General features: G+C 67.2%; 24 protein-coding genes. 18 read left to right on the top strand and 6 right to left on the bottom strand.

Annotated features, from left to right (window positions below):
• Nucleotides 1–14: 14 nt before the first annotated feature.
• From CLV29_RS09780 to CLV29_RS09765, 4 genes are all read right to left on the bottom strand, one after another.
• On the bottom strand, nucleotides 15–770 hold the full coding sequence (locus CLV29_RS09780) for an iron ABC transporter ATP-binding protein (RefSeq protein WP_133754701.1): 756 nt from the start codon (nucleotides 768–770) through the stop codon (nucleotides 15–17).
• Entirely contained in the window at nucleotides 767–1,804 is a 1,038-nt protein-coding gene (locus tag CLV29_RS09775) for an iron chelate uptake ABC transporter family permease subunit (protein WP_208292829.1), read from the bottom strand. The genes CLV29_RS09780 and CLV29_RS09775 overlap by 4 nt, the downstream gene beginning before the upstream one ends.
• Nucleotides 1,797–2,777 carry an ABC transporter permease gene (locus CLV29_RS09770; RefSeq protein ID WP_133754700.1) on the bottom strand — a complete coding sequence of 327 codons (981 nt, stop codon included), beginning with the start codon at nucleotides 2,775–2,777 and terminating at the stop codon, nucleotides 1,797–1,799. Before CLV29_RS09770 ends, CLV29_RS09775 begins: the two co-directional genes overlap by 8 nt.
• 129 nt (nucleotides 2,778–2,906) lie before the next feature.
• Entirely contained in the window at nucleotides 2,907–3,896 is a 990-nt protein-coding gene (locus tag CLV29_RS09765) for a siderophore ABC transporter substrate-binding protein (protein WP_133754699.1), read from the bottom strand.
• Nucleotides 3,897–4,409: 513 nt separating this feature from the next.
• Between CLV29_RS09765 and rplN the strand changes: the two genes are divergently transcribed.
• The 16 genes from rplN (at nucleotide 4,410) to CLV29_RS09685 (ending at nucleotide 17,492) form a co-directional block, all read left to right on the top strand.
• Nucleotides 4,410–4,778: a 50S ribosomal protein L14 gene (gene rplN, locus CLV29_RS09760; protein WP_133754698.1), complete on the top strand. Its 369-nt coding sequence runs from the start codon at nucleotides 4,410–4,412 to the stop codon at nucleotides 4,776–4,778.
• Nucleotide 4,779: 1 nt separating this feature from the next.
• Nucleotides 4,780–5,148, top strand: coding sequence for a 50S ribosomal protein L24 (gene rplX / locus CLV29_RS09755; protein WP_133754697.1), 369 nt, complete (start codon nucleotides 4,780–4,782; stop codon nucleotides 5,146–5,148).
• Entirely contained in the window at nucleotides 5,148–5,768 is a 621-nt protein-coding gene (gene rplE / locus CLV29_RS09750) for a 50S ribosomal protein L5 (RefSeq protein WP_133754696.1), read from the top strand. Before rplX ends, rplE begins: the two co-directional genes overlap by 1 nt.
• 7 nt (nucleotides 5,769–5,775) lie before the next feature.
• On the top strand, nucleotides 5,776–5,961 hold the full coding sequence (locus CLV29_RS09745) for a type Z 30S ribosomal protein S14 (protein WP_133754695.1): 186 nt from the start codon (nucleotides 5,776–5,778) through the stop codon (nucleotides 5,959–5,961).
• A 90-nt stretch (nucleotides 5,962–6,051) separates the two neighbouring features.
• Nucleotides 6,052–6,459 (top strand): 30S ribosomal protein S8, encoded by a 408-nt coding sequence (rpsH, locus tag CLV29_RS09740; protein WP_133754694.1) that lies wholly within the window; start codon nucleotides 6,052–6,054, stop codon nucleotides 6,457–6,459.
• Nucleotides 6,460–6,482: 23 nt separating this feature from the next.
• Nucleotides 6,483–7,025, top strand: a complete 543-nt coding sequence (rplF, locus tag CLV29_RS09735) for a 50S ribosomal protein L6 (RefSeq protein ID WP_133754693.1) — start codon at nucleotides 6,483–6,485, stop codon at nucleotides 7,023–7,025.
• 2 nt (nucleotides 7,026–7,027) lie between these two features.
• Nucleotides 7,028–7,411, top strand: coding sequence for a 50S ribosomal protein L18 (rplR, locus tag CLV29_RS09730; protein WP_133754692.1), 384 nt, complete (start codon nucleotides 7,028–7,030; stop codon nucleotides 7,409–7,411).
• A 49-nt stretch (nucleotides 7,412–7,460) separates the two neighbouring features.
• A complete protein-coding gene (rpsE, locus tag CLV29_RS09725) occupies nucleotides 7,461–8,063 on the top strand; it encodes a 30S ribosomal protein S5 (RefSeq protein ID WP_133754691.1) in 603 nt (200 codons plus the stop codon).
• Nucleotides 8,063–8,245: a 50S ribosomal protein L30 gene (gene rpmD, locus CLV29_RS09720; protein ID WP_133754690.1), complete on the top strand. Its 183-nt coding sequence runs from the start codon at nucleotides 8,063–8,065 to the stop codon at nucleotides 8,243–8,245. The genes rpsE and rpmD overlap by 1 nt, the downstream gene beginning before the upstream one ends.
• 1 nt (nucleotide 8,246) lies before the next feature.
• Nucleotides 8,247–8,687: a 50S ribosomal protein L15 gene (rplO, locus tag CLV29_RS09715; protein WP_133754689.1), complete on the top strand. Its 441-nt coding sequence runs from the start codon at nucleotides 8,247–8,249 to the stop codon at nucleotides 8,685–8,687.
• A 168-nt stretch (nucleotides 8,688–8,855) separates the two neighbouring features.
• A complete protein-coding gene (locus CLV29_RS17035) occupies nucleotides 8,856–10,085 on the top strand; it encodes a resuscitation-promoting factor (RefSeq protein ID WP_133754688.1) in 1,230 nt (409 codons plus the stop codon).
• 102 nt (nucleotides 10,086–10,187) lie between these two features.
• Nucleotides 10,188–13,334, top strand: coding sequence for a DEAD/DEAH box helicase (locus tag CLV29_RS09705; protein ID WP_133754687.1), 3,147 nt, complete (start codon nucleotides 10,188–10,190; stop codon nucleotides 13,332–13,334).
• A 144-nt stretch (nucleotides 13,335–13,478) separates the two neighbouring features.
• Nucleotides 13,479–14,804, top strand: coding sequence for a preprotein translocase subunit SecY (secY, locus tag CLV29_RS09700; protein ID WP_133754686.1), 1,326 nt, complete (start codon nucleotides 13,479–13,481; stop codon nucleotides 14,802–14,804).
• A gap of 162 nt (nucleotides 14,805–14,966) precedes the next feature.
• The gene (locus tag CLV29_RS09695) at nucleotides 14,967–15,536 is read left to right on the top strand and encodes an adenylate kinase (protein ID WP_208292828.1); all 570 of its coding nucleotides are present in this window, start codon (nucleotides 14,967–14,969) and stop codon (nucleotides 15,534–15,536) included.
• Between the two features lie 6 nt (nucleotides 15,537–15,542).
• On the top strand, nucleotides 15,543–16,388 hold the full coding sequence (map, locus tag CLV29_RS09690; RefSeq protein WP_133754685.1) for a type I methionyl aminopeptidase: 846 nt from the start codon (nucleotides 15,543–15,545) through the stop codon (nucleotides 16,386–16,388).
• Between the two features lie 168 nt (nucleotides 16,389–16,556).
• The gene (locus CLV29_RS09685; protein ID WP_133754684.1) at nucleotides 16,557–17,492 is read left to right on the top strand and encodes a DUF2510 domain-containing protein; all 936 of its coding nucleotides are present in this window, start codon (nucleotides 16,557–16,559) and stop codon (nucleotides 17,490–17,492) included.
• Between the two features lie 21 nt (nucleotides 17,493–17,513).
• Here the strand turns inward: CLV29_RS09685 and CLV29_RS09680 are convergent, their stop codons facing one another.
• Nucleotides 17,514–18,506, bottom strand: coding sequence for a FecCD family ABC transporter permease (locus tag CLV29_RS09680; protein ID WP_208292827.1), 993 nt, complete (start codon nucleotides 18,504–18,506; stop codon nucleotides 17,514–17,516).
• Between the two features lie 49 nt (nucleotides 18,507–18,555).
• Nucleotides 18,556–19,596 (bottom strand): FecCD family ABC transporter permease, encoded by a 1,041-nt coding sequence (locus tag CLV29_RS09675; RefSeq protein ID WP_208292826.1) that lies wholly within the window; start codon nucleotides 19,594–19,596, stop codon nucleotides 18,556–18,558.
• Between the two features lie 26 nt (nucleotides 19,597–19,622).
• On the opposite strand from CLV29_RS09675, the gene CLV29_RS09670 reads away from it, so the two are divergent.
• Nucleotides 19,623–20,579, top strand: a complete 957-nt coding sequence (locus tag CLV29_RS09670) for an ABC transporter substrate-binding protein (protein WP_208292825.1) — start codon at nucleotides 19,623–19,625, stop codon at nucleotides 20,577–20,579.
• A gap of 68 nt (nucleotides 20,580–20,647) precedes the next feature.
• Nucleotides 20,648–21,229: an ABC transporter ATP-binding protein gene (locus CLV29_RS09665; protein WP_133754682.1), complete on the top strand. Its 582-nt coding sequence runs from the start codon at nucleotides 20,648–20,650 to the stop codon at nucleotides 21,227–21,229.
• Nucleotides 21,230–21,231 lie beyond the last annotated feature (2 nt).

Genomic DNA, 21,231 nt, shown 5'->3' with positions numbered 1-21,231 from the left:
CCTGGGCAGGCGGATCAGAAGTAGGCGGCCAGGCGCCCGTGCGGGCCGTCGATCACCTGCACCGGGGTGTCGAAGATCCGGCTCAGCACCTCGTCGGTCATGATCTCCTCGGCGGTGCCGAACTCGGCGACCACACCGTCCTTCACCGCGCAGATCCAATCGGCGTAGTGGGAGGCGAAGTTCACATCGTGCAGCACCACCACGATCGTCCGGCCGAGTTCGTCGGCGGCCCGCCGCAACTGCTGCATCATCGCCCGGGCATGTTTCATGTCCAGGCTGTTCAGCGGTTCGTCGAGCAGCACGAAGGGGGTGTCCTGGGCGAGCACCATCGCCACATAGGCGCGCTGCCGCTGGCCGCCGGAAAGCTGATCGAGATAGCGATCCTGCAACTCGGCCAGATCGAGGAAGTCGATCGCCCGGTCGATGATCTGCTCGTCCTCGGTCGTCAGCCGCCCCCGGTTGTAGGGGAAGCGGCCGAAGGCCACCAGCTGCCGGATGGTCAACCGGGTGACGAAGTTGTTCTCCTGCCGGAGGATGGAGATGATCTTGGCCAGCTCCCGTGAAGGAGTGGTGCTGACGTCGTGACCGGCCACCTCCACGCTGCCGGCGTCGATGTCCAGCAGACGGCCGATCATGGTCAGCAGCGTCGACTTGCCCGCACCGTTCGGTCCGATCAGCGCGGTCACCCCGCCGGCGGGGATCGTCAGGCTGACCGGGCCGATCTCGACCTCGGAGCTGTAGCGCTTCTGCACCTCGTTGAGGGTGATCACAGGCGTCCCTTCCGCAGGATGACGATCAGGAAGACCGAGCCGCCGACCAGTTCGATGATGATCGAGACCACACCCTGGGCGTAGAAGATGTGGTTCATCACGAAGTAGGCCAGGGTCAGCACCGAGAACCCGGTGAGCAGGGCGACCGGGAAGATGTAGCGATGGTCGTAGGTGCCGGCGAACTGGTAGGCCAGGGTCGCGGCGAGGAAGCCGAAGAAGGTCATCGGTCCGACCAGGGAGGTGGAGACCGCCATCAGGATCGAGACCAGGAACAACACCTGCATGGTCTGCGTGCGGTGCCGCAGCCCCAGGTTCTGCGCGACGTCCTTGCCCAGGGCGAGCACGTTCAGGCTCCGGGCCTTCCACCACAAGGCGATCCCGGCGACCAGGCAGAGCGGGATCGCGATCGGCAGGTAGTCGGCATCGGCATTGCTGACCGAGCCGAACAACCGGGCAGCCAGCAGGTCGAACTCGCTCGGGGTCAACAGCCGCTGCATGAAGGCCGAGACCGACCCGAGGCCACCGCCGGTGATGATGCCGATCAGCAACATCACGTGCAGGTTCCCGTACCTGCCCGACAGCAGCCAGCCGTAGAGCAGCAGGGCGAAGCCGACCATCAACAACACCTGCAGGATGAACTGGGGTACGCCCTGCAGCATCGCCAGTCCGGCAGCACCGAGGAAGTAGACCGAGGCGGTCTGGATCGCCACGTAGAGCGACTCGAAGCCCATGATCGAGGGCGTGATGATCCGGTTGTTGGTGACGGTCTGGAAGCTGACGGTCGCCAGGGTCTGGCAGAATGCGACCACCGCCATCACGATCAGGTTCTCGGTCCGCAGGTTGGCGATCAACCAGAACCCGCGGGAGCCGACCGGCATCGGATTGTCCCAGGCGAGCAGGCCGAAACCGCTGAGCCCGCCGACCAGGGCCAGCGCGGTGAGGACCAGCCAGTAGCGACGGGCGGCACCCGGGGCCGAGAGGGCACCGGAACCGGGGTGGGAGACCGTCTCGGCGGTACGGGTCGACTCAGCCACGGCGACGCTGCCTCAACAACAAGGCGATGAAGACCACCGAACCGAAGATCCCCAGGATCACCGAGACCGGTACTTCGAAGGGCATGATCACCAACCGGCCGAACAGGTCACAGACGGTGACGATGGCGATCCCGGTCAGGCAGACCCAGGAAAGGTTGCTGCGCAGGTCGTCCCCGCGGACCATCGAGACCAGGTTCGGCACGATCAGGCCGAGGAACGGCAGGTTGCCGACGACCACGGTGACCACCCCGGTCGCGATCGCGATCAACCCCGTACCCAGGAAGATCACCCGGTTGTAGTTGACCCCGACATTGGTGGCGATGTCCTCGCCGAGCCCGGCGACGGTGAATCGGTCGGCGGCCAGGAAGACCACGACACCGACCGCGGCGACGATCCAGAGAAGCTCGTACTGCCCCCGCAGCACCGAGGTGAAACTGCCGGCGAACCAGACGCCGAGGCTCTGCAACATGTTCGTCTGCAGGGCCACGAAGGTGGAGATCGAACTGACGACGGCGCCGAGCATGATGCCGATGATCGGCACGATCAGGGAGAAACGCAGGGTCACCCGCCGCAGGAAGAGGAAGAAGATCATCGTGCCGACGAAGGCGAAGGCGATCGCGCCGATCATCCGCAGGTTCAAACCGGCGGTGGGGAAGGTGATCATCACCGTGAGCATCCCCAGACCGGCCCATTCCGTGGTGCCGGTGGTGGTGGGCTCGACGAAACGGTTCTGGGTCAGCAACTGCATCACCAGACCGCACATCGCCATCGCGGCGCCGGCCAGGACCAGCGCGATGGTGCGGGGGATCCGGGTGATGGCGAACATCTCACCGCCATCGGTGTTGCCGAAGATGTCATAGACCCCGGTGAACAAGGAGACGACCAGGAGGGCGGCGACGACCAGGATGCCGAGCAGCAACTTGGGGTCGAAGAGCCGCTGTTTGCGGGCGGCGGTGGTGGTGGTGATCGTCATCAGGTGGGTGTCATCGTGGCAGTGGAGTCCTGGAGCTCGGCCGTGACCGTCGTGGCACCGGCCCCCGCAACTGCGCGGGGGCCGGTGCGACGGTCATCGATCGCGGTCGACGGGTCGGGTCGGGACCACTCAGCCCTTGGCCTCGAAGGCGTCGGCGAGGCTGCTGTAGAACTCGGTGTAGGTCTGGATGCCCTCGTTGGTGTAGGTGTCATCGGGCATGTAGACGATGTTGCCCTCCTGCACCGCGGTCACGTTCTGCAGCGCCTGGGACTCCTCGATCACCTGCGCGGCGGGCTGGTAGTCCGCCTCGTCGCTGCCGACCGCTGCATCGCGGTCCATCACCAGGATCCAGTCGGGGTTGGACTCGGCAATCGCCTCCACCGAGATGTCGTCACCCTCGTGGAAGTCGGAGCCCTCGAGTTCCAGCGACGGGGTGAGGCTCAGGGTGTCGAAGACCGGCCCGAGGGTACGTCCGTTGCTCGGTGCCAGGTAACCCAGTTCACCGCCGGTGGAGTTCACCGCCATCACGGTCTCACCGGAGTCGTAGGCAGCCTGGGCACGGGCGATCGCATCGTCGAGGCCGGTGTTCAGCTGCTCGGCCTCGGTCTCCTTGCCGAAGATCTGTCCGAGCGCGGTGGTCTGCCGCTTCAGCTCGGCCTCGAAGGGCTCCCCGTCGCGCGGGTCGAGTTCCACGATCGCGGCATCGGGGGCCAGGGTGGCCAGGTCCTCCCGGTACTGGGAGAAGCGCTGACCGTTGATGATCAGATCTGGCTCGGCGGCGACGACGGCCTCCAGGTCCGGCTCCTGGTGGCTGCCCAGGTCGACGATCGATTCGTCGTTCTTGTAGGCGATGGTCTCCGGCATCAGGGCGCGCGGTGCGGCGGCCAGCTGGACGCCCCAGTCCGAGAGGGTCTCGAAGGTGCGGTTGTCGGTGGCGACCACCGAGGTGGGCGGGACGGTCACGGTCTGGGTGCCGAAGTTGTCCTCGACCTGGACCGTCGTGGTGGCGGCGGAGCTGTCACCGGCGGGGGTCTCGGTTTCACCGGAGGAGCAGGCGGTGAGCAGCGCTGCGGAGGCCGCGATGGCGGCGATGGCGGACAGGGAACGGGAACGGCGCATGGGTCGACTTTCGAACGAGTGGCGGGGGCGAACTGCTCTACCGCCACGAGTTTTCGCATGGGATCGTCAGGTAAGCGTGTCCTAACGTCGGTAACCCTAACCGGCTGTGATCGGGCTGCGCAAAGCCTGTGGCCGAGCTGTAACCGAGAACACCCGGCGCAGGTGACCGGACTCACGGGCGGGGGCTGTGCTTCGGCGGAGATGCGACGGACGCGAAAGCGGGGTTGCGGTGCGTTGCCCGGCGGTGCGTCCGCAGCCTACCGATGGCCCGATTTCATCCCGCGCGGCCGATGGGTTACGATTGACCGGTTGCGCAGGACTGTGCCCGCGGATCTCCGAGTCACATCTCACGGTGAAACGGCCGACGGGGACCTTTTCTGAGCATCGCACACAATCGTCCGTTCCATCAGGCCTGTTCGCCTCGTGCCCTTGCTGTGGTGCGTTCCCGTTCCACGCTGTGGTGGGGGTACGTGCGTGGGCGGGAACCGGTGAAACAACCAGGAGACACAACACATGATCCAGCAGGAGTCGCGACTGAAGGTCGCCGACAACACGGGTGCGAAGGAAATCCTCTGCATCCGCGTGCTCGGTGGCTCTGGTCGTCGCTACGCCGGCGTCGGTGACACCATCGTCGCAACGGTGAAGGACGCCATCCCCGGCGGCAACGTGAAGCGCGGTGAGGTCGTCAAGGCCGTCATCGTGCGGACCGTCAAGGAGCGTCGTCGCAACGATGGTTCCTACATCAAGTTCGACGAGAACGCTGCCGTCATCTTGAACACGAACGGCGAGCCCCGAGGCACCCGCATCTTCGGCCCGGTGGGTCGTGAGCTTCGCGAGAAGAAGTTCATGCGGATCGTCTCGCTCGCCCCGGAGGTGATCTGACATGAGCCTGCACGTGAAGAAGGGTGACCGGGTGAAGGTCATCGCAGGCAAGGACAAGGGTCTGGTCGGTGAGATCCTCGCCGTCGACCCCACCAACACCAAGGTGGTCGTCCAGGGCGTGAACGTGGTCCAGCGCCATGTCCGCGAGACGGCGACCCCGCAGGGCAAGCGGGTCGAGGGCGGCATCATCAGCTCCGAGGCCCCGATCCACGCCTCGAACGTCCAGTTGGTCGTCAAGGTGGACGGCGAGGAAGTCGTCAGCCGGGTCGGTTACGAGCGCCGTGAGGTGACCAAGCGTCGCCCCGACGGTTCGGAGTACGCCGCCTTCCGCAGTGTCCGGATCGCCAAGAAGACCGGAGAGGAAATCTGATGACCGCCACCACCACCGAGCGCACCCTGCCGCGTCTGCAGCAGCGTTACCGCGACGAGGTCGTACCGGCTCTGCAGAACGAGTTCAACTACGCCAACCCGATGCAGATCCCGGGCCTGGTGAAGGTCGTCGTCAACATGGGTGTCGGTGAGGCTGCTCGCGACTCCAAGCTGATCGACGGCGCCATCCGCGACCTGACCACCATCACCGGTCAGAAGCCGCAGGTGACCAAGGCCCGCAAGTCGATCGCCCAGTTCAAGCTGCGTGAGGGACAGCCGATCGGTGCCCACGTCACCTTGCGGAACACCCGGATGTGGGAGTTCGCCGACCGCCTGCTGAGCCTGGCGCTGCCCCGGATCCGCGACTTCCGCGGTCTGAACAGCCACCAGTTCGACGGCCAGGGCAACTACACCTTCGGTCTCACCGAACAGGTCATGTTCCACGAGATCGACCCCGACAAGATCGACCGGAGCCGAGGGATGGACATCACCTTCGTGACCTCGGCGACCAACGACGACGAAGGCCGGGCACTGCTGAAGAACCTGGGCTTCCCCTTCAACGACAACCCGAAGCCGGCCAAGGCTCGCCGCAGCGGCCCGGCCTACGCACGACGGAAGTGATCTACTGATGGCGAAGACCGCACTGAAGGTCAAGCAGTCCCGCAAGCCCAAGTTCGGCGTCCGCGGTTACACCCGCTGCAACCGCTGTGGCCGCCCCAGGGCCGTGTTCCGCAAGTTCGGCCTGTGCCGCATCTGCCTGCGGGACCTGGCCCATCGTGGCGAACTGCCCGGCGTCACCAAGTCCAGCTGGTGAGGCGTACCTCCCTCTAATCCAACGGAACAGGTCCCCTGATGTCCACCGCGGTGGGCCGGGAAACCATTTCGAGAAAGAAGCAACTCAGCCATGACAATGACTGATCCAATCGCAGACATGCTGACGCGTGTGCGCAATGCGAACCAGGCGCACCACGACTCCACCACCATGCCGCACTCCAAGATCAAGGCCGGTATCGCCGAGATCCTGCGGCAGGAGGGCTACATCTCCTCCTACGAGGTGAAGGAACCCGCCGAGGGTGAGGTCGGCAAGTCGCTCGAGATCACCTTGAAGTACGGCCAGAACCGCGAGCAGTCGATCTCCGGCATCCGCCGGATCAGCAAGCCCGGCCTGCGGGTCTATGCCAAGAGCACCCAGTTGCCGAAGGTCCTCGGTGGCCTCGGCATCGCGATCATCTCGACGTCCCAGGGTCTGCTGACCGACCGGGACGCCACCAACAAGAACGTGGGCGGGGAGATCCTCGCCTACGTGTGGTGACGGAAAGGTAGAGGAGGAAGAACATGTCGCGTATTGGCAAGCTCCCGATCGCCATTCCGTCCGGAGTCGAGGTCAAGCTCGACGGCCGGCAGGTCGAGGTGAAGGGCCCGAAGGGGACCCTCAGCCACGTCGTCGCCGAGCCGATCACCGTGGCCAAGAACGATGCCGGCCAGATCGAGGTGTCGCGTCCCGATGAGGAGCGCGTCAGCCGTTCGCTGCACGGTCTCACCCGGACGCTGGTGTCGAACATGGTCACCGGTGTCACCGATGGCTACGAGAAGAAGCTCGAGATCGTCGGTGTCGGTTACCGCGTGATCTCCAAGGGCCCGACCGAGCTGGAGTTCAACCTGGGCTTCTCGCATCCGGTCGTGGTGAAGGCCCCCGAGGGCATCACCTTCGCCGTCGAGAACCCGACGAAGTTCAGCGTCCAGGGCATCGACAAGCAGGCGGTCGGTGAGGTCGCTGCGAACATCCGTAAGCTCCGCAAGCCCGAGCCCTACAAGGGCAAGGGTGTGCGGTACGCCGGCGAGCACGTTCGGCGCAAGGTTGGAAAGGCTGGTAAGTGACGATGGGTATCTCACTGGATGCTGGCAAGCACACCGCACCGAAGGCTGCCGCTCGGCACCGTCGCCAGGTACGTGGACGCAAGCGGATCTTCGGCTCCGCCGAGCGTCCGCGGCTGGTGGTCACCCGCTCGAGCAAGCATGTCTTCGCCCAGGTCATCGACGACAACGCCGGTGCCACCTTGGTCTCGGCTTCCACCATGGAGGCCGACCTGCGCGGCACCACCGGTGACAAGTCCGAGAAGGCCAAGCGCGTCGGCGAACTGCTCGCCGAGCGGGCCAAGGCCAAGGGCGTGGAGGCGGTCGTCTTCGACCGGTCCGGCAACAAGTACCACGGGCGTCTGGCTGCACTGGCCGACGGTGCACGCTCCGGCGGCCTGGACTTCTGACAACACGACAATCGGAGACCGCCCCCGGGCGGTACGAGAGGAACAAGCGATGAGTGGAACCCAACGCGGCGGTGGCCGCGGGGGCGAGCGTCGCGGCCGGGACGATCGTCGTGGCCGGGACGCCGAGAAGAGCAATTTCGTAGAGCGCGTGGTGGCGATCAACCGCGTCGCCAAGGTCGTCAAGGGTGGCCGCCGTTTCAGCTTCACCGCACTGGTTGTGGTGGGTGACGGTGACGGCACCGTCGGCGTCGGATACGGCAAGGCCAAGGAGGTGCCCGCGGCGATCGCCAAGGGCGTCGAGGAGGCGAAGAAGAACTTCTTCCGCGTCCCCCGCATCCTGGGCACCGTGCCACACCCGGTCCAGGGTGAGAAGGCGGCCGGCGTGGTCATGCTGCGCCCGGCTTCGCCCGGTACCGGTGTGATCGCCGGTGGCGCGGTCCGTGCAGTGCTGGAGTGCGCAGGTATCCACGACGTCCTGGCCAAGTCGCTCGGTTCGCCGAATGCGATCAACGTGGTGCACGCCACGGTGGCGGCCCTGCAGATGCTGGAGACCCCCGAAGCCGTCGCGGCGCGCCGCGGCAAGGCGGTCGAGGATGTCACCCCGGCTGCACTGCTGAAGGCCTCGCGCGAGAAGCAGGAGGTGGCCTCCTGATGGCTCGTTTGAAGGTCACCCAGGTCAAGTCCGGTATCGGTGGCAAGCAGAACCAGCGCGACACCTTGCGGACCATCGGCCTGAAGCGCATCGGGGACACCGCCGTCAAGGAGGACCGCCCCGAGATTCGAGGAATGCTGAACACGGTCTCGCACCTGATCAGCGTCGAGGAGGTCGACTGACATGGCACTGAAGGTTCATCACCTTCGCCCGGCTCCGGGCGCCAAGACCGCCAAGACCCGTGTGGGTCGCGGTGAGGCATCGAAGGGCAAGACGGCAGGTCGCGGTACGAAGGGCACCGGCGCACGCAAGAACGTGCCCGAGGCCTTCGAGGGCGGTCAGATGCCGATGCACATGCGGGTACCGAAGCTTCGTGGCTTCAACAACCCGTTCCGTACCGAGTACCAGATCGTGAACGTGGCGAAGATCGCCCAGCTGTTCCCCGACGGTGGAGAGATCGGTGTCGCCGATCTGGTCGCCAAGGGTGCGGTGCGCGAGGGCGAACTGGTGAAGGTCCTCGGCAATGGTGAGATCTCGGTCGCGGTGCAGGTGAGCGCGCATGCGTTCTCCGGCTCGGCGAAGTCGAAGATCGAGGCCGCCGGCGGTTCGGCCACTCAGCTCTGAACCGGCGTCGACCAGGCACAGGGTCCGTTCCCCTCGGGGACGGGCCCTGTTTCGTTCCCGGGACCGTTCGGGCGAGGTGACGAACTCGCTCGGGCCGGTCCCTGTGTGCAACATGTGAAGCGGTCCCTCGATTGGGATACTGAAAAACTCTCAGTTAGACTCAGGAACGTGTGGAAGAAGACAGTCGGACTCGTTGCCGCAGGCCTGCTCACCGCCACCGGTGGAGCCGGGGCCAGCTACGCCGCCATGAACGACCAGGTGTCGTTGTCGGTCGATGGAGTGGTCAGCTCCGAAGGGACCCTGGCGCCCACGGTCGGTGCCTACCTCGAACAGAGCGGCATCGCACTCGGTGAGCGTGACGTGGTCGAACCGGCCGCTGATGCTCCGATCGACGGCGAGACCACGATCGCCATCCGCTACGCCCGCCCGCTCGACCTGACCGTCGACGGTGAGCAGTCGCAGGTCTGGTCCAATGCGCTGACCGTCTCCGAGGCGCTCGACGAGCTGGGCTACGACGAGACCGCCTCGGTCTCCCCGCTGCGGGACACCGAGATCCCGCGCGAGGGTCTGGCGCTGGAGATCGGCACCGAGAAGTCGGTCGAGGTCGTCGTTCGCGGCAAGTCGAAGACGGTGCACACGAACGGCCATGATGTGCAGGCCGCGCTGGAAGCTGCCGAGGTCGAGGCCGACGACGACGACAAGGTCGATCCGGGTGTCGACGAGGCGCTGATCGACGGGATGAAGATCACCTACACCCAGGTGGAGAAGAAGACCGAGAAGCAGAAGAAGGACATCGACTTCAAGACCGAAGAGGTCAAGAGCTCGAGCTTGGACAAGGGCGAGACCAAGGTCCTGGCCGAGGGCAAGAAGGGTCAGCGCGAACTCACCTTCGACGTCGTCTACGAAGACGGCAAGGAGGTCAAGCGTTCCGAGAAGGACTCCAAGGTGCTCACCGAGCCGGTGAACAAGCGGGTCGCCGTCGGCACTCGCGAGCAGCAGGAGGAAGAAGAGTCCTCCAGCTCGAACTCCGGCTCGGGATCGGGCAGCTCCGGATCGGGCAGCTCGGGATCGGGCAGCTCGGGATCGGGCAGCTCGGAGTCCGATTCCGATGACTCCTCCGGTTCCGGTTCGAGCAATCAGACCGACAGCGGTCCCGGTGACGACGCGGTCTGGGAACGACTGGCCCAGTGCGAATCCGGTGGCAACTGGTCGATCAACACCGGCAACGGCTTTTACGGCGGGTTGCAGTTCACCGAGCAGACCTGGAAGTCGATGGGTGGATCCGGTCTGCCGCACGAGAACTCGAAGGCCGAGCAGATCCGCTTGGGCAAGAAGCTGCAGGCCCAGGCCGGTTGGGGCCAGTGGCCGGCCTGCACCTCGAAGCTCGGTCTGCGCTGATCGACCGGTCCTGCGACAGGCGGCCCGCTCCCTCGGGGGAGCGGGCCGTTGTCATGTGCGCAGTCGGGGTGCTCGGTCGGTGGGGGCCTCTAGGCTGAACAGGTGCCGTCGGATCCAGTCGAGGTGACGCTCGCCCAAGAAGTCGAGGTGATGCTCGCCCGACAGCTGGGCGCCACGGTCCTCGAGCGCGGTCGGCGCTACCTGCACGAGGATCGGGTGGTCAGCTTGCAGGACAGCGACCGTCTGACGATGGCCGAGGTGGCCGGCAGCGGGCGGCGTCCGTACCAGGTGCTGGTGGGGTTGGCCGAGGACGGGTCGCTGCTGCACCAGGGCTGCAGCTGTCCGCTGGCCGGTGGCTGTCCCCACGTCGCGGCCGTCGCCCTGCTGAGCGCGCAGCGGCAACTGGGCCAGTGGCGCCATGAACTGGACGCGCTGCTGGACGAACGGGTGCAGCATCCCCGGCTGGGACTTCAGTTCGACCCGGGGAAGGGCACCGGGGCACAACGCCGGATCACCCTCACCCCGGTCCAGCGGGGCCGACTGGGCAATTGGGTACGGACCGGCATCGACTGGGCCGATCTGCGACACCGGCACCAGCCGGTGGCCGCCCATCCCGCGGCGCCGACCCTGAACAGCCTGCGCCAGCTGCTGGTCGACACCGGTTGGTACGACCATGCGCCGGTGGTGCTGAACGGCGATCCGGTCGCCTGGCGGCTGCTGGGTGAGATCGCCGCGACCGAGGTGGAACTGGTCTGGTGCAGGCAGGGCCATGTCGAACTGGTCGAGGAGCCGCTGCTGCTGGGGGTGGATCTGCGTGCCGAGGCCGATGGCGGCCTGTCCTTGCAGCCGGGACTGTCGACCAGCCACGGTGAGCAGGTCGTCGGGGCGGACATGATCGGCGAGCCACCGGTCGCGGTCTGGTCGACCCAGGGTGAACGGGCCAGGCTGCACCGGATCGAACGCAGTACCGACCCGGTCACCGCCGGTCTGGCGCGGCGGGGTCGCCCGCTGCGGATCCCGGCCGCGGAACGGGAAGCCTTCCGTGCCAAGTACCTTCCCCGGATCCGCCGCAGCAACCTGGTCGGCTCACTCGATGCGTCGGTGCCGCTGCCGGCCGACCCCGAACCGGCGCTGCAACTGACCCTGACCTACCTGGGCGGACACCGGATCGGGCTGGTCTGGGGACATCGGTACCGCAGTGCCGAGCTGGACCTGACCGTGGGGCTGGCGCTGGATCCCGACGACCCGCTGGCCCGCGACCATGATGCCGAGGCCGCACTGCTCCGTCGGCTGCAACGCCCGGATCTTCGGCTGCCCCGCACCGACGACGGGCACCTGGCAGCCACCGCCGAACTGGAGGGTCTGGCTGCTGCCGACTTCGTCACCGACCAGCTGCCGCTGCTCGCCGAGGCCGGGGTCGAGGTGGTGGTCATCGGCGATCTGCCCGAGTACCGCCGCAGTACCGATGCGCCGGTGGTCGAGGTCGGTGTCGGCGACCTCGGCAGGACCGACTGGTTCAGTCTGCAGGTCGAGGTCCGGGTGGCCGGCCGGGAGGTTCCGATCGGCCTGGTGATGCAGGCGGTCGGCAGCATCCAGAAGTTGGTGCTGCCCGACGGACTCGTCGTCGACACCGCCGGAGAACAGTTCGACGAGCTGCGCAGCCTGATGCTGCAGGCACGTCGGCTGGCCGATCCCGAGACCGGTGAGTTGCGCATCGGTGTCGAACAACTCGGGCTCTACGAACAACTCGTCGCTCTGGGGGTGGTCGGGCGGCAGGCCGCGGCCTGGCGCCGCCGGGTGGAACGCCTGGTGCAGGACAGTCCGCAGCCGCCACCCGACCCGCCGGCCGGGTTGCGGGCGAGCCTGCGCCCGTACCAAAAGCAGGGGTACGGCTGGCTGACGGCGCTGATGGATGCCGGCCTCGGTGGTCTGCTGGCCGACGACATGGGACTGGGCAAGACCGTACAGGCCCTGGCCGCGGTGCAGCAGCGCCGCGAGGCGGGGGAGCAGCGGCCGGTGCTGGTGGTGGCGCCGACCTCGGTGGTCGGCAACTGGGCCGCCGAGGCCGCCCGGTTCACCCCCGACCTGCGGGTACGGACGATCGAGTCCACCCTGCGTCGTCAAGGCGAGTCACTGCCGGACCTGGTTGCGGTCAACGATCTGGTCGTCACCACGTACTCGTTGCTGCGGCTGGACTCGGCCGAGTACGCCGGCATCGAGTGGTCGGTGGTGCTGCTGGACGAGGCGCAGACGGTGAAGAACCATCGGTCGAAGGGGTACCAGGCGGTCCGCCGACTCCGCGCCGACTCGGTGATCGCCATCAGCGGCACCCCGATGGAGAACCAGCTGATGGAGTTGTGGGCGTTGCTGTCGATCTGCGCGCCGGGGTTGTTCGATGATCCGGAGCAGTTCGCCGCCGACTACCAGCGTCCGATCGAACGCGACCACGATGACCAGCGGCTGGCCCAGCTGCGTGGCCGGATCCGGCCCTTCCTGCTGCGCCGGACGAAGGAATCGGTGGCCGCCGATCTGCCGCCGCGGATCGAACAGGTGGTCCGGGTGGAGCTCGCCCCGGCCCACCAACGCGCCTACCGGACCCGGTTGTCGAGGGAACGGCAGCGGGTGCTCGGGCTGCTCGACGATCCCCAGGGCAATCGGATGCAGATCTTCGCCGCACTCACCCGGCTGCGGCAGCTCGCACTGGGTCCGCAACTGATCGACGACGGGCTGGCCGGCGTACCGTCGGCGAAGATCGACACCCTGCTCGGCCGGGTCCGGGAGCTGGCTGCCGAGGGGCATCGGGCCCTGGTGTTCTCCCAGTTCACCCGCTTCCTCGCACAGGTCGCCGAGCGGCTGTCGGCCGAGGGCATCGCCCACGCCTACCTCGACGGTGCGACGAAGAACCGGGCGGCGGTGATCGAGGCCTTCCGCGAGGGTGAGGCGCCGGTGTTCCTGATCAGCCTGAAGGCAGGCGGAGTGGGACTGAACCTGACCGAGGCCGACTACTGCTTCCTGCTGGATCCGTGGTGGAATCCGGCGACCGAGGAGCAGGCGATCGACCGTACCCACCGGATCGGGCAGCAGCGGCCGGTGATGGTCTACCGGCTGATCTCGGCCGGGACGATCGAGGAGCGGGTGCTGGCGCTGCAGCAGAGCAAACGCGACCTCTTCACCCAGGTGATCGGTGGCCGGTCCGGATCGGCGAACCGACTCGATCCCGACGAGCTGCGCAGTCTGTTCACCGGTTGAGCACACGAGCGGTCGGCTCGGCCCGGAGCAGGATTACGGCAACTGAGAATCGGTTGATAGTCTCTCGTGGTTGCCGTATGCGTACATGCGGTGGCGCCGTGCGAGCGGCGTCCGACAACGACGGATTTACGAGGAGAGGGCTCGGTGCTATCAGCCTTCGGGAACGCGTTCAGGTCACCCGAACTTCGGATGAAGATCCTGTTCACGCTCGGCATTGTCGCCATCTTCCGTCTGGGGTCGGTCCTGCCGTCACCCAATGTGAACGCCCAGCGGGTCAACGAGTGCCGACAGCTCGGTATGACCGGTGGCATCGGCGGCGACGGCGGCCAGCAGATCTACTCGCTGATCAACCTCTTCTCCGGCGGCGCACTGCTGCAGTTGTCCATCTTCGCGCTCGGCATCATGCCCTACATCACCGCCTCGATCATCCTGCAGTTGATGACCGTGGTGATCCCGCGGCTGGAGGCGATCAAGAAGGAAGGCGCCTCCGGTCAGGCGCAGATCACCCAGTACACCCGCTACCTGACGATCGTCCTGGCGGTGCTGAACTCCACCGCCTTCGTCTCTCTGGCCGTCTCCGGCCAGCTCTTCCCCGGCTGTGACGGACTGGTCTACGACACCTCGCTGTTCCCGATCGTGGTGATGGTGCTGACCATGACCGCCGGCACCGGTGTGGTGATGTGGCTCGGCGAGCTGATCACCGAGAAGGGCATCGGCAACGGCATGTCGATCCTCATCTTCACCCAGGTCGCGGCCACCTTCCCCGGCGCCCTGTGGGGCATCAAGCAGGCCCAGCCGGGCCAGGCCGGATGGGTCACCTTCTTCCTGGTCATCGCCGTCGGTCTGCTGGTCATGTCGGCAGTCCTCTACATCGAGCTGGCCCAGCGCCGGATCCCGGTGCACTATGCGAAGAAGACCGTCGGTACCCGGGTCTTCGGCGGCAGCTCGACCTACATCCCGATCAAGGTCAACCAGGCCGGTGTGATCCCGGTGATCTTCGCCTCCTCGATGATGTACATCCCGGTGCTCTACAGCCAGTTCGATCCCGAGAGCCCGGTCTCCAGCTGGATCCAGAACAACCTGGTGCAGGGCAACCACCCGGTCTACATGGTGACGTTCTTCCTGCTGATCATCGCCTTCGCGTTCTTCTACGTCTCGATCACCTTCAACCCCGACGAGGTGGCCGACAACATGAAGAAGTACGGCGGCTTCATCCCCGGCATCCGGGCCGGCAACCCGACCGCGCGCTATCTGGCCCATGTGCTGAACCGGCTGACCACGCCCGGCTCGCTCTACCTGGGCCTGATCGCCCTGTTGCCGACGATCGCCTTCGCCTTCCTGCCCGGGGCGAACCAGAACTTCCCCTTCGGCGGCACCTCGCTGCTGATCATCGTCGGTGTCGGCCTGAACACGGTGCAGCAGATCGAGAGCCGGCTGCAGCAGCGCAACTACGAGGGATTCCTGCGCTGATCGGTACGCCCCGGCGCCACAGGTGATCTGCGACACTCGGTAGTACTTTCCTGCGGGATCCGCCCGACCGGAGGGGACCGTAACGGCGGGCAGACGCTAGAGTCGGACCGTCCACAGACTGGTGAGGCTCGAAGCCACACCCACGGAAGGGAGGGCGCACGGATGCGTCTGCTGATCATGGGGCCGCCCGGGGCGGGCAAGGGAACCCAGGCCAAGGGCATCGCCGAGAGGTACGGCATCCCCGCCATCTCCACCGGAGACATCTTCCGGGCCAACGTCAAGAACAAGACGCCGCTGGGGCTCGAGGTGGATCGGATCATGAAGTCCGGTGGGTACGTCGGCGACGACATCACCAATCAGATCGTGGCCGACCGGCTGGCCGAGGGCGATGCGGCCAACGGTTTCCTGCTCGACGGCTACCCCCGTACCCTCGCCCAGGTCGAGGCCCTCGACTCTGTGCTGGAGGGTCTCGGACAGTCCTTGGACGCGGTGATCTGTCTGGAGGCCGATACCGACGAGGTGGTGGCGCGGTTGGCCAAGCGGGCCGAGATCGAGGGCCGCGCCGATGACACCGAGGAGGCCATCCGGGTGCGCCAGGAGACCTATGTGAAGGAGACCGCGCCGCTGCTGGACGTCTACGCCAAGCGTGGCCAGCTGGTACGCGTGAACGGTCTCGGCTCGGTCGACGAGGTGGGTCAACGGATCGCCTCGGCCCTGGACGAGCGCGGCTGAGCGACAGTGTTCGGATCCCGTCGTCCGGAGCTGAAGACCCCGGACCAGCTCCGGTTGATGCGTCGTGCCGGACAGGTGGTCGCCCAGGCACTGGCCGCGACCAGCGCCGAGGTACGAGCCGGTATCACCACCTGCGAACTGGACGCGGTCGCCGCCGAGGTGATCGCCTCCGCCGGTGCCGAACCGTCCTTCCTCGACTACGGCGCCGACATCAACGGCGAGGGCGGTTTCCCCGGGGTCATCTGCGTCTCGGTGAACGACGAGGTGGTGCACGGCATCCCGGGGGACCGGGTGCTGCAGACCGGGGATCTGGTGTCCATCGACTGCGGGGCGATCGTCGAGGGCTGGCACGGTGACGCCGCCCGCAGCGTCTTCGTCGGGGAGCCGGGTGATCCAGCGGCGGTGAAGCTGTCCCAGGTCACCCATGACGCCCTCTGGTCCGGTATCGGAGCGGCCCGTCTCGGTGGGCGGGTGACCGACATCAGTGCCGCGATCGAAGAGTTCGTCACCGCCCAGGGGGACTACGGGATCGCCGAGGGCCTGGTCGGTCACGGGATCGGCTCGGCGATGCACATGGAACCCGACGTACCCAATGAGGGGCGTCCGGGTCGTGGGCCGCGGATCACCGAGGGTCTGGCCCTGGCCGTCGAACCCATGCTCACCCTGGGCAGCTCGCAGACCGCGACCCTGGACGACGAATGGACCATGGTCACCGTCGACGGCTCCTGGGCCGCCCACTGGGAGCACACCATCACCGTCACCGAGCACGGGCTGTGGGTGCTCACCGCCGAGGACGGCGGCGAGGAGCTGTTGGCCAAGCACGGGTTGCCGTTCGGTCCGCTCTCCGACTGAGGAGCGCCGCCTCCTCCGTACCGCAAATTGTCGGAAGTTATGGCGACTTCGGCATCGCGTCAGGTCGCCAGAGCTCCCGACGGTTTGCAGCTGGGCGAGCCGGTGGACCCGTAGCCTGTGGGGGCGCCCGGCGGCGCGTACCGACCAACCGAAAGGAACCACGCTTCGATGAGCATGCCCGGCTGGTATCACGATCCGAGCGGCAGCAGCGGACAGTTCCGGTACTGGGACGGGCACCAGTGGTCCCACGAGGTGAGCACCGACCCGTCGGTACCGCCACCAGCACCTTCGGGACCTCCCGGTGCCACCGGCCCGGCGGCCGGCCACCCGGGAAGCGATCACCCGCTGGGCGGGCAACCGGGAAGTGGTCAACCCGCCGAGGTGCCGTGGCAGCCCGCGACCGGGCCGAAGCGTTCACTGGTGCCGGTGATGCTGCTCGCCGCAGCGGCAGTGGCGCTCACCTTGGTGGTCGCCCTGGTCGTCACCCAGGTCTTCGGTGGCGGTGACGAACCGATCGAACCGACCGAACCGCTGCCACCGGTGCCGACCACCGAGACCGGCGGCACCGAGACCGGACCCGCGCCCGGCGGGGGCGAACTGAACTGCCTCGGTGGTAATGGACGCTCCGCCGACGCTCAGCAGAGCAGTTACAGCGCGGCCGGTGTCTCGGTCGATGTCCCCGAGGACTGGGGGTTCCGGTTCGACAAATCCCTGTGGGTCTTCCTCGACGATCAGGCCGCCTGGGGCAGGACGCTCGACGGTGAGGAGGTCGAGGGGATGGTCCTGGGAGGCCTGGCCGGTTACAACGGTTTCGACGCACCCGAGGAAGCGAGCGATCAGGTGATCACCTGCATCGTCGACTACGGCCCCTATGCGGGCGAGGGGTTGCAGCCCGAACCGATCGACTCGGGGTCGATCACCCTCGGTGGCCTCGACGGCTGGCAGCGGACCTTCGCGATCGACCAGGCCGGTGTGCGGACCGTGTTCGACGTGAACGTGCTGGACAGCGGTGATCCGGAGAGTCTGGCGGTGGTGGTCACCTTCGGCCCGGAGTCCTCGGCGGCGACGCTGGAGCAGGTCCGGGAATCGGTCAGCAGGCAGTGAGCCGCGTACCGGACCGCCCAGTCAGCGACGTCGGCGACTGAGCAGCCAGACCAGATAGAGGCCGCCGACCGCGGAGGTCGCCAGGCCCACCGGGATCTGGAAGGGACTGAGGATCCGCGCTGCCAGCAGGTCCGCCGAGCCGAGCAGGGCAGCGCCGAGGGCCGCGCTCCCGAGCAGGGAGATTCCCGGTGAGGCGGTCAACCGCCGGGCGATCTGCGGTGCCGCCAGGGCGACGAAACCGATCGGCCCACCGATGGCCACGCCGATCGCGGTGAACAGCACACCGGTGGCCAGCAGCATCGTACGGTCGCGAGTCACCCGTACCCCCAGGGCGGCGGCGAGGTCGTCCCCGGTCTCCAGTGCGCGCAGCGACGGCGACCACAGCCAGAGCACGAGCAGTGGCAGCCCGACGATCACCACCGGTCCGCTCAGTTGGCCCCAGCCCACCGCATTCAGGCTGCCGAACTGCCAGGCCCGGGCCGCCTCGGCGGACTCCAGATCGGCCCGGGTCAGCAGGTAGTCGTTGATCGAGGAGAGCATCGCCCCGACGGCGATCCCAACCAGGATCAACCGTTCCCCGGCCAGGCCACGGCCGACACTCAGCGACCAGACCAGCAGGGCCGTGGCGAGCCCACCGAGGGTGGCGCCGGTGGCCACCCCGCCGGGCACCGAGGCCCCCGCCACCAGGATCATCACCAGACCACCGGTGGCCGCTCCGGTGGTGAAACCGATGATGTCGGGGCTGCCCAGCGGGTTGTTGGACAGGGTTTGGAAGATCGCCCCGGCCAGGGCCAGACAGATCCCCACCACGACCGCCGCGACGGCGCGGGGTGCGCGTTGCTCCAGCACGAAGAATCGCGCCGTCGGTTCCCCACCGCCGAGCAGGATCGTGAGCAGTTCCGACGGGCTGATCGGTAGGCACCGGTACCGATGGTGAGCAGCATCAGCATCGCCACCGCGGCGACGAGTACCGAGCAGACGACCAGGGTTCGGCGATGCAGCAGGAGACTGCAACGCCCGGGCAGCCGGGCGAGCGAGAAGTCGGGGAGCGGGTCGATTCGATTCATACCCGGCTCCGCGCCCGCAGGATCAGGAAGAGCAGCACCGGTGCGCCGATGAAGGCGGTGACGATGCCGACCTCCAGCTCACCGGGGCGGACCACCACCCGACCGATGATGTCGGCGGCCAGCACCAGGATCGGTCCGACCAGCAGCGACAGTGCCAGTACCGCCCGCTGATCGACTCCGACCAGCAGGCGGACGGTGTGCGGGACGACCAGGCCGACGAAACCGATCGGCCCGGCAGCGGCGACCGCGCAGCCACAGAGAATCGTGATCAACAACAGGCCGAGCAGGCGTACCCGGGTCACCCGAACCCCCAGGCCACTGCCGACCTCGTCACCCAATGCCATCGCGTTGAAATGTCCGGCCAGCAACAGGGCGCCGACCACGGCCACGGTCACCGCCGGGGCGAGCCCGAGTACGGTCGGCAGATCGGCGCCGGAGAGGGCGCCGACCATCCAGAACCGATAGGTGTCGAAGGCGTCACTGCGAAACATGGTGATCACCCCGACCACGGCCGACATACTGGCCGACAGTGCGACCCCGGCCAGCACCAGATGGGTCACCTCGGTACCGGCATTGCGCATGCCGAGCCAGTTCACCACCAACGCCGCCAGCCCGGCGCCGAACAGGGCGAACCAGAGCCAACCCGAGGCATCGGTCACGCCGAAGACCGCGATCCCGAGGACGACCGCCAGTGAGGCGCCGGCATTGACCCCGAGCAGTCCGGGCTCGGCCAACGGGTTGCGGGTGATCACCTGCATCACCACACCGGCGATGCCCAGTGCGACACCGACCAGCAGGCCGAGCAGGGTACGGGGGAGACGGAGTTCGCGGATGATGATGCCGGCCCGGGTCTCGGCGCCACCGGGGGCGAAGACCGCCTGCCACACCTCGGCGAGGCTGAGCTCGCGGGCACCGATCGCCAGGCTCGCCAGGGTCAACAGCCCCAGAGTCAGGGTGCAGACGATCAGCGAAACGCCGATCCGGCCCCACTGCAGGGAACTGCGGCCAAGATCACGCGGCCATGTGTTGAGCAGCACCACAAGGTAACCCTAACCTTACGCGCATGAACCAGCGTGCAGTTTTCGGTGCCGGCACCGCGGTCCTGGTCAGTTTGCTCCTGGCGTTCAGCGGCTGCAGCGCCGCCGGATCCGAAGGAGAGCCGAGTGTGGATCCGGTGAGTTCGGCGCCGGCCACGGAGAAGGTCGCCCCGAACACGATGGCCGAGGGCAAGGGCAGTGATGCCGCCGACGGTGAGTTCCCCCGGACGGTCGTCCACTTCGCCGGTGAGACCGAGATCCCGGCGCAACCGCAACGGGTGGTGGTGATCGCCACCGGTCAGCTGGACGTCTCGGTCACCCTAGGCGTGGTCCCGGTCGGCGCCGCCGCGGGTGACGGGGCCGAGGCGGTCCCGTCGTACCTGCCGGAGAGCTTCCCCGAGCTGGCCGAGGAGTTGGCCGCGATCAGTCCGGTCGGTCAGCGTACCGAACCGAACATCGAGGCGATCGGGGCGCTCGAGCCCGACCTGATCCTGATGAACTCACGGGGTGACAACAAGGAGCAGACCTATGAGGCGCTGAGCCAGATCGCGCCCACGATCTCCACCGAGGGCGCCGGAATCAACTGGAAGCCCGACATGCTGCTGGTCGCCGATGCGCTGGGCAAGCGGGAGCAGGCAGAAACCTGGTTGAGCGACTTCGAGACCGAGGCGGCCACCTTCGGCCAGACTGTCGACCCGGCCACGACGGTGTCCTTCACCCGGCTGAACGGTGACCGGCTGCGGATCTTCCAGATCGCCTCCTTCCCCGGTTCGATCGCCGAGGACGTCGGGGTGGCCCGACCGGAGAGCCAGCGTGACACCGAGGAGACCTCGGTCGACATAAGTCCGGAGGAACTCGGACCTGGCCGATGCGAGCTGGATCTTCTACGGGGTGCGGGGAGGCGATGCGGCCGAGCTGACCGACATGCCACTGTGGCCGACCCTGGTCGCGGTGGAGGAGCAGCACGCGATCCAGGTCGATGACGACCCGTTCTTCCTGAACGCGGGAACGACGGCTGCCAGGGTGGTCCTGAACCGGCTGAAGACCAGCCTTGGCAGTTGACGGCGCGGAGCCCTTCCTGGTCGCCGACGCGGTCACCCTGGCCTATGACAGTCGGACCGTCAGCGTCGGACTGGACGTCGGGATCACCGAAGGTGAGTTCACCGTCATCCTGGGGCCGAACGCCTGTGGCAAGTCGACCCTGCTGCGGGCGCTCTCCCGCTTGATCCGGCCGAGCAGCGGCCGGATCCTGCTCGACGGATCCGAGATCCACCAGCTGCCCTCGAAGGAACTCGCCCGTCGCATGGGTCTGCTGCCCCAGGGGGCGCAGGCGCCGGAAGGAATCACCGTCGGCGGACTGGTCGCCCGAGGTCGCTTCCCGCATCAGAGCCTGTTGCGGCAGTGGTCGGAGGAGGACCAGAGTGCGGTGATCTCCGCCCTGGCCCGGACCGGGATGACCGACCTGGTCGACCGGCGCCTGGACGAGTTGTCCGGGGGCCAGCGTCAACGGGTCTGGATCGCCATGGCGCTGGCCCAGGAGACCCCCATCCTGGTCTTCGGTCTGCGCTGCCGGGTGCTGCCGGATCCGTTGACCGGATCCCCGATGGTGCTGCCGGCACCCCCGCGGGACTGATC

Origin of the sequence: Naumannella halotolerans (assembly GCF_004364645.1) — a bacterium.
GTDB lineage: Bacteria > Actinomycetota > Actinomycetes > Propionibacteriales > Propionibacteriaceae > Naumannella > Naumannella halotolerans.
This window is presented reverse-complemented; position numbering and strand designations above follow the sequence as displayed.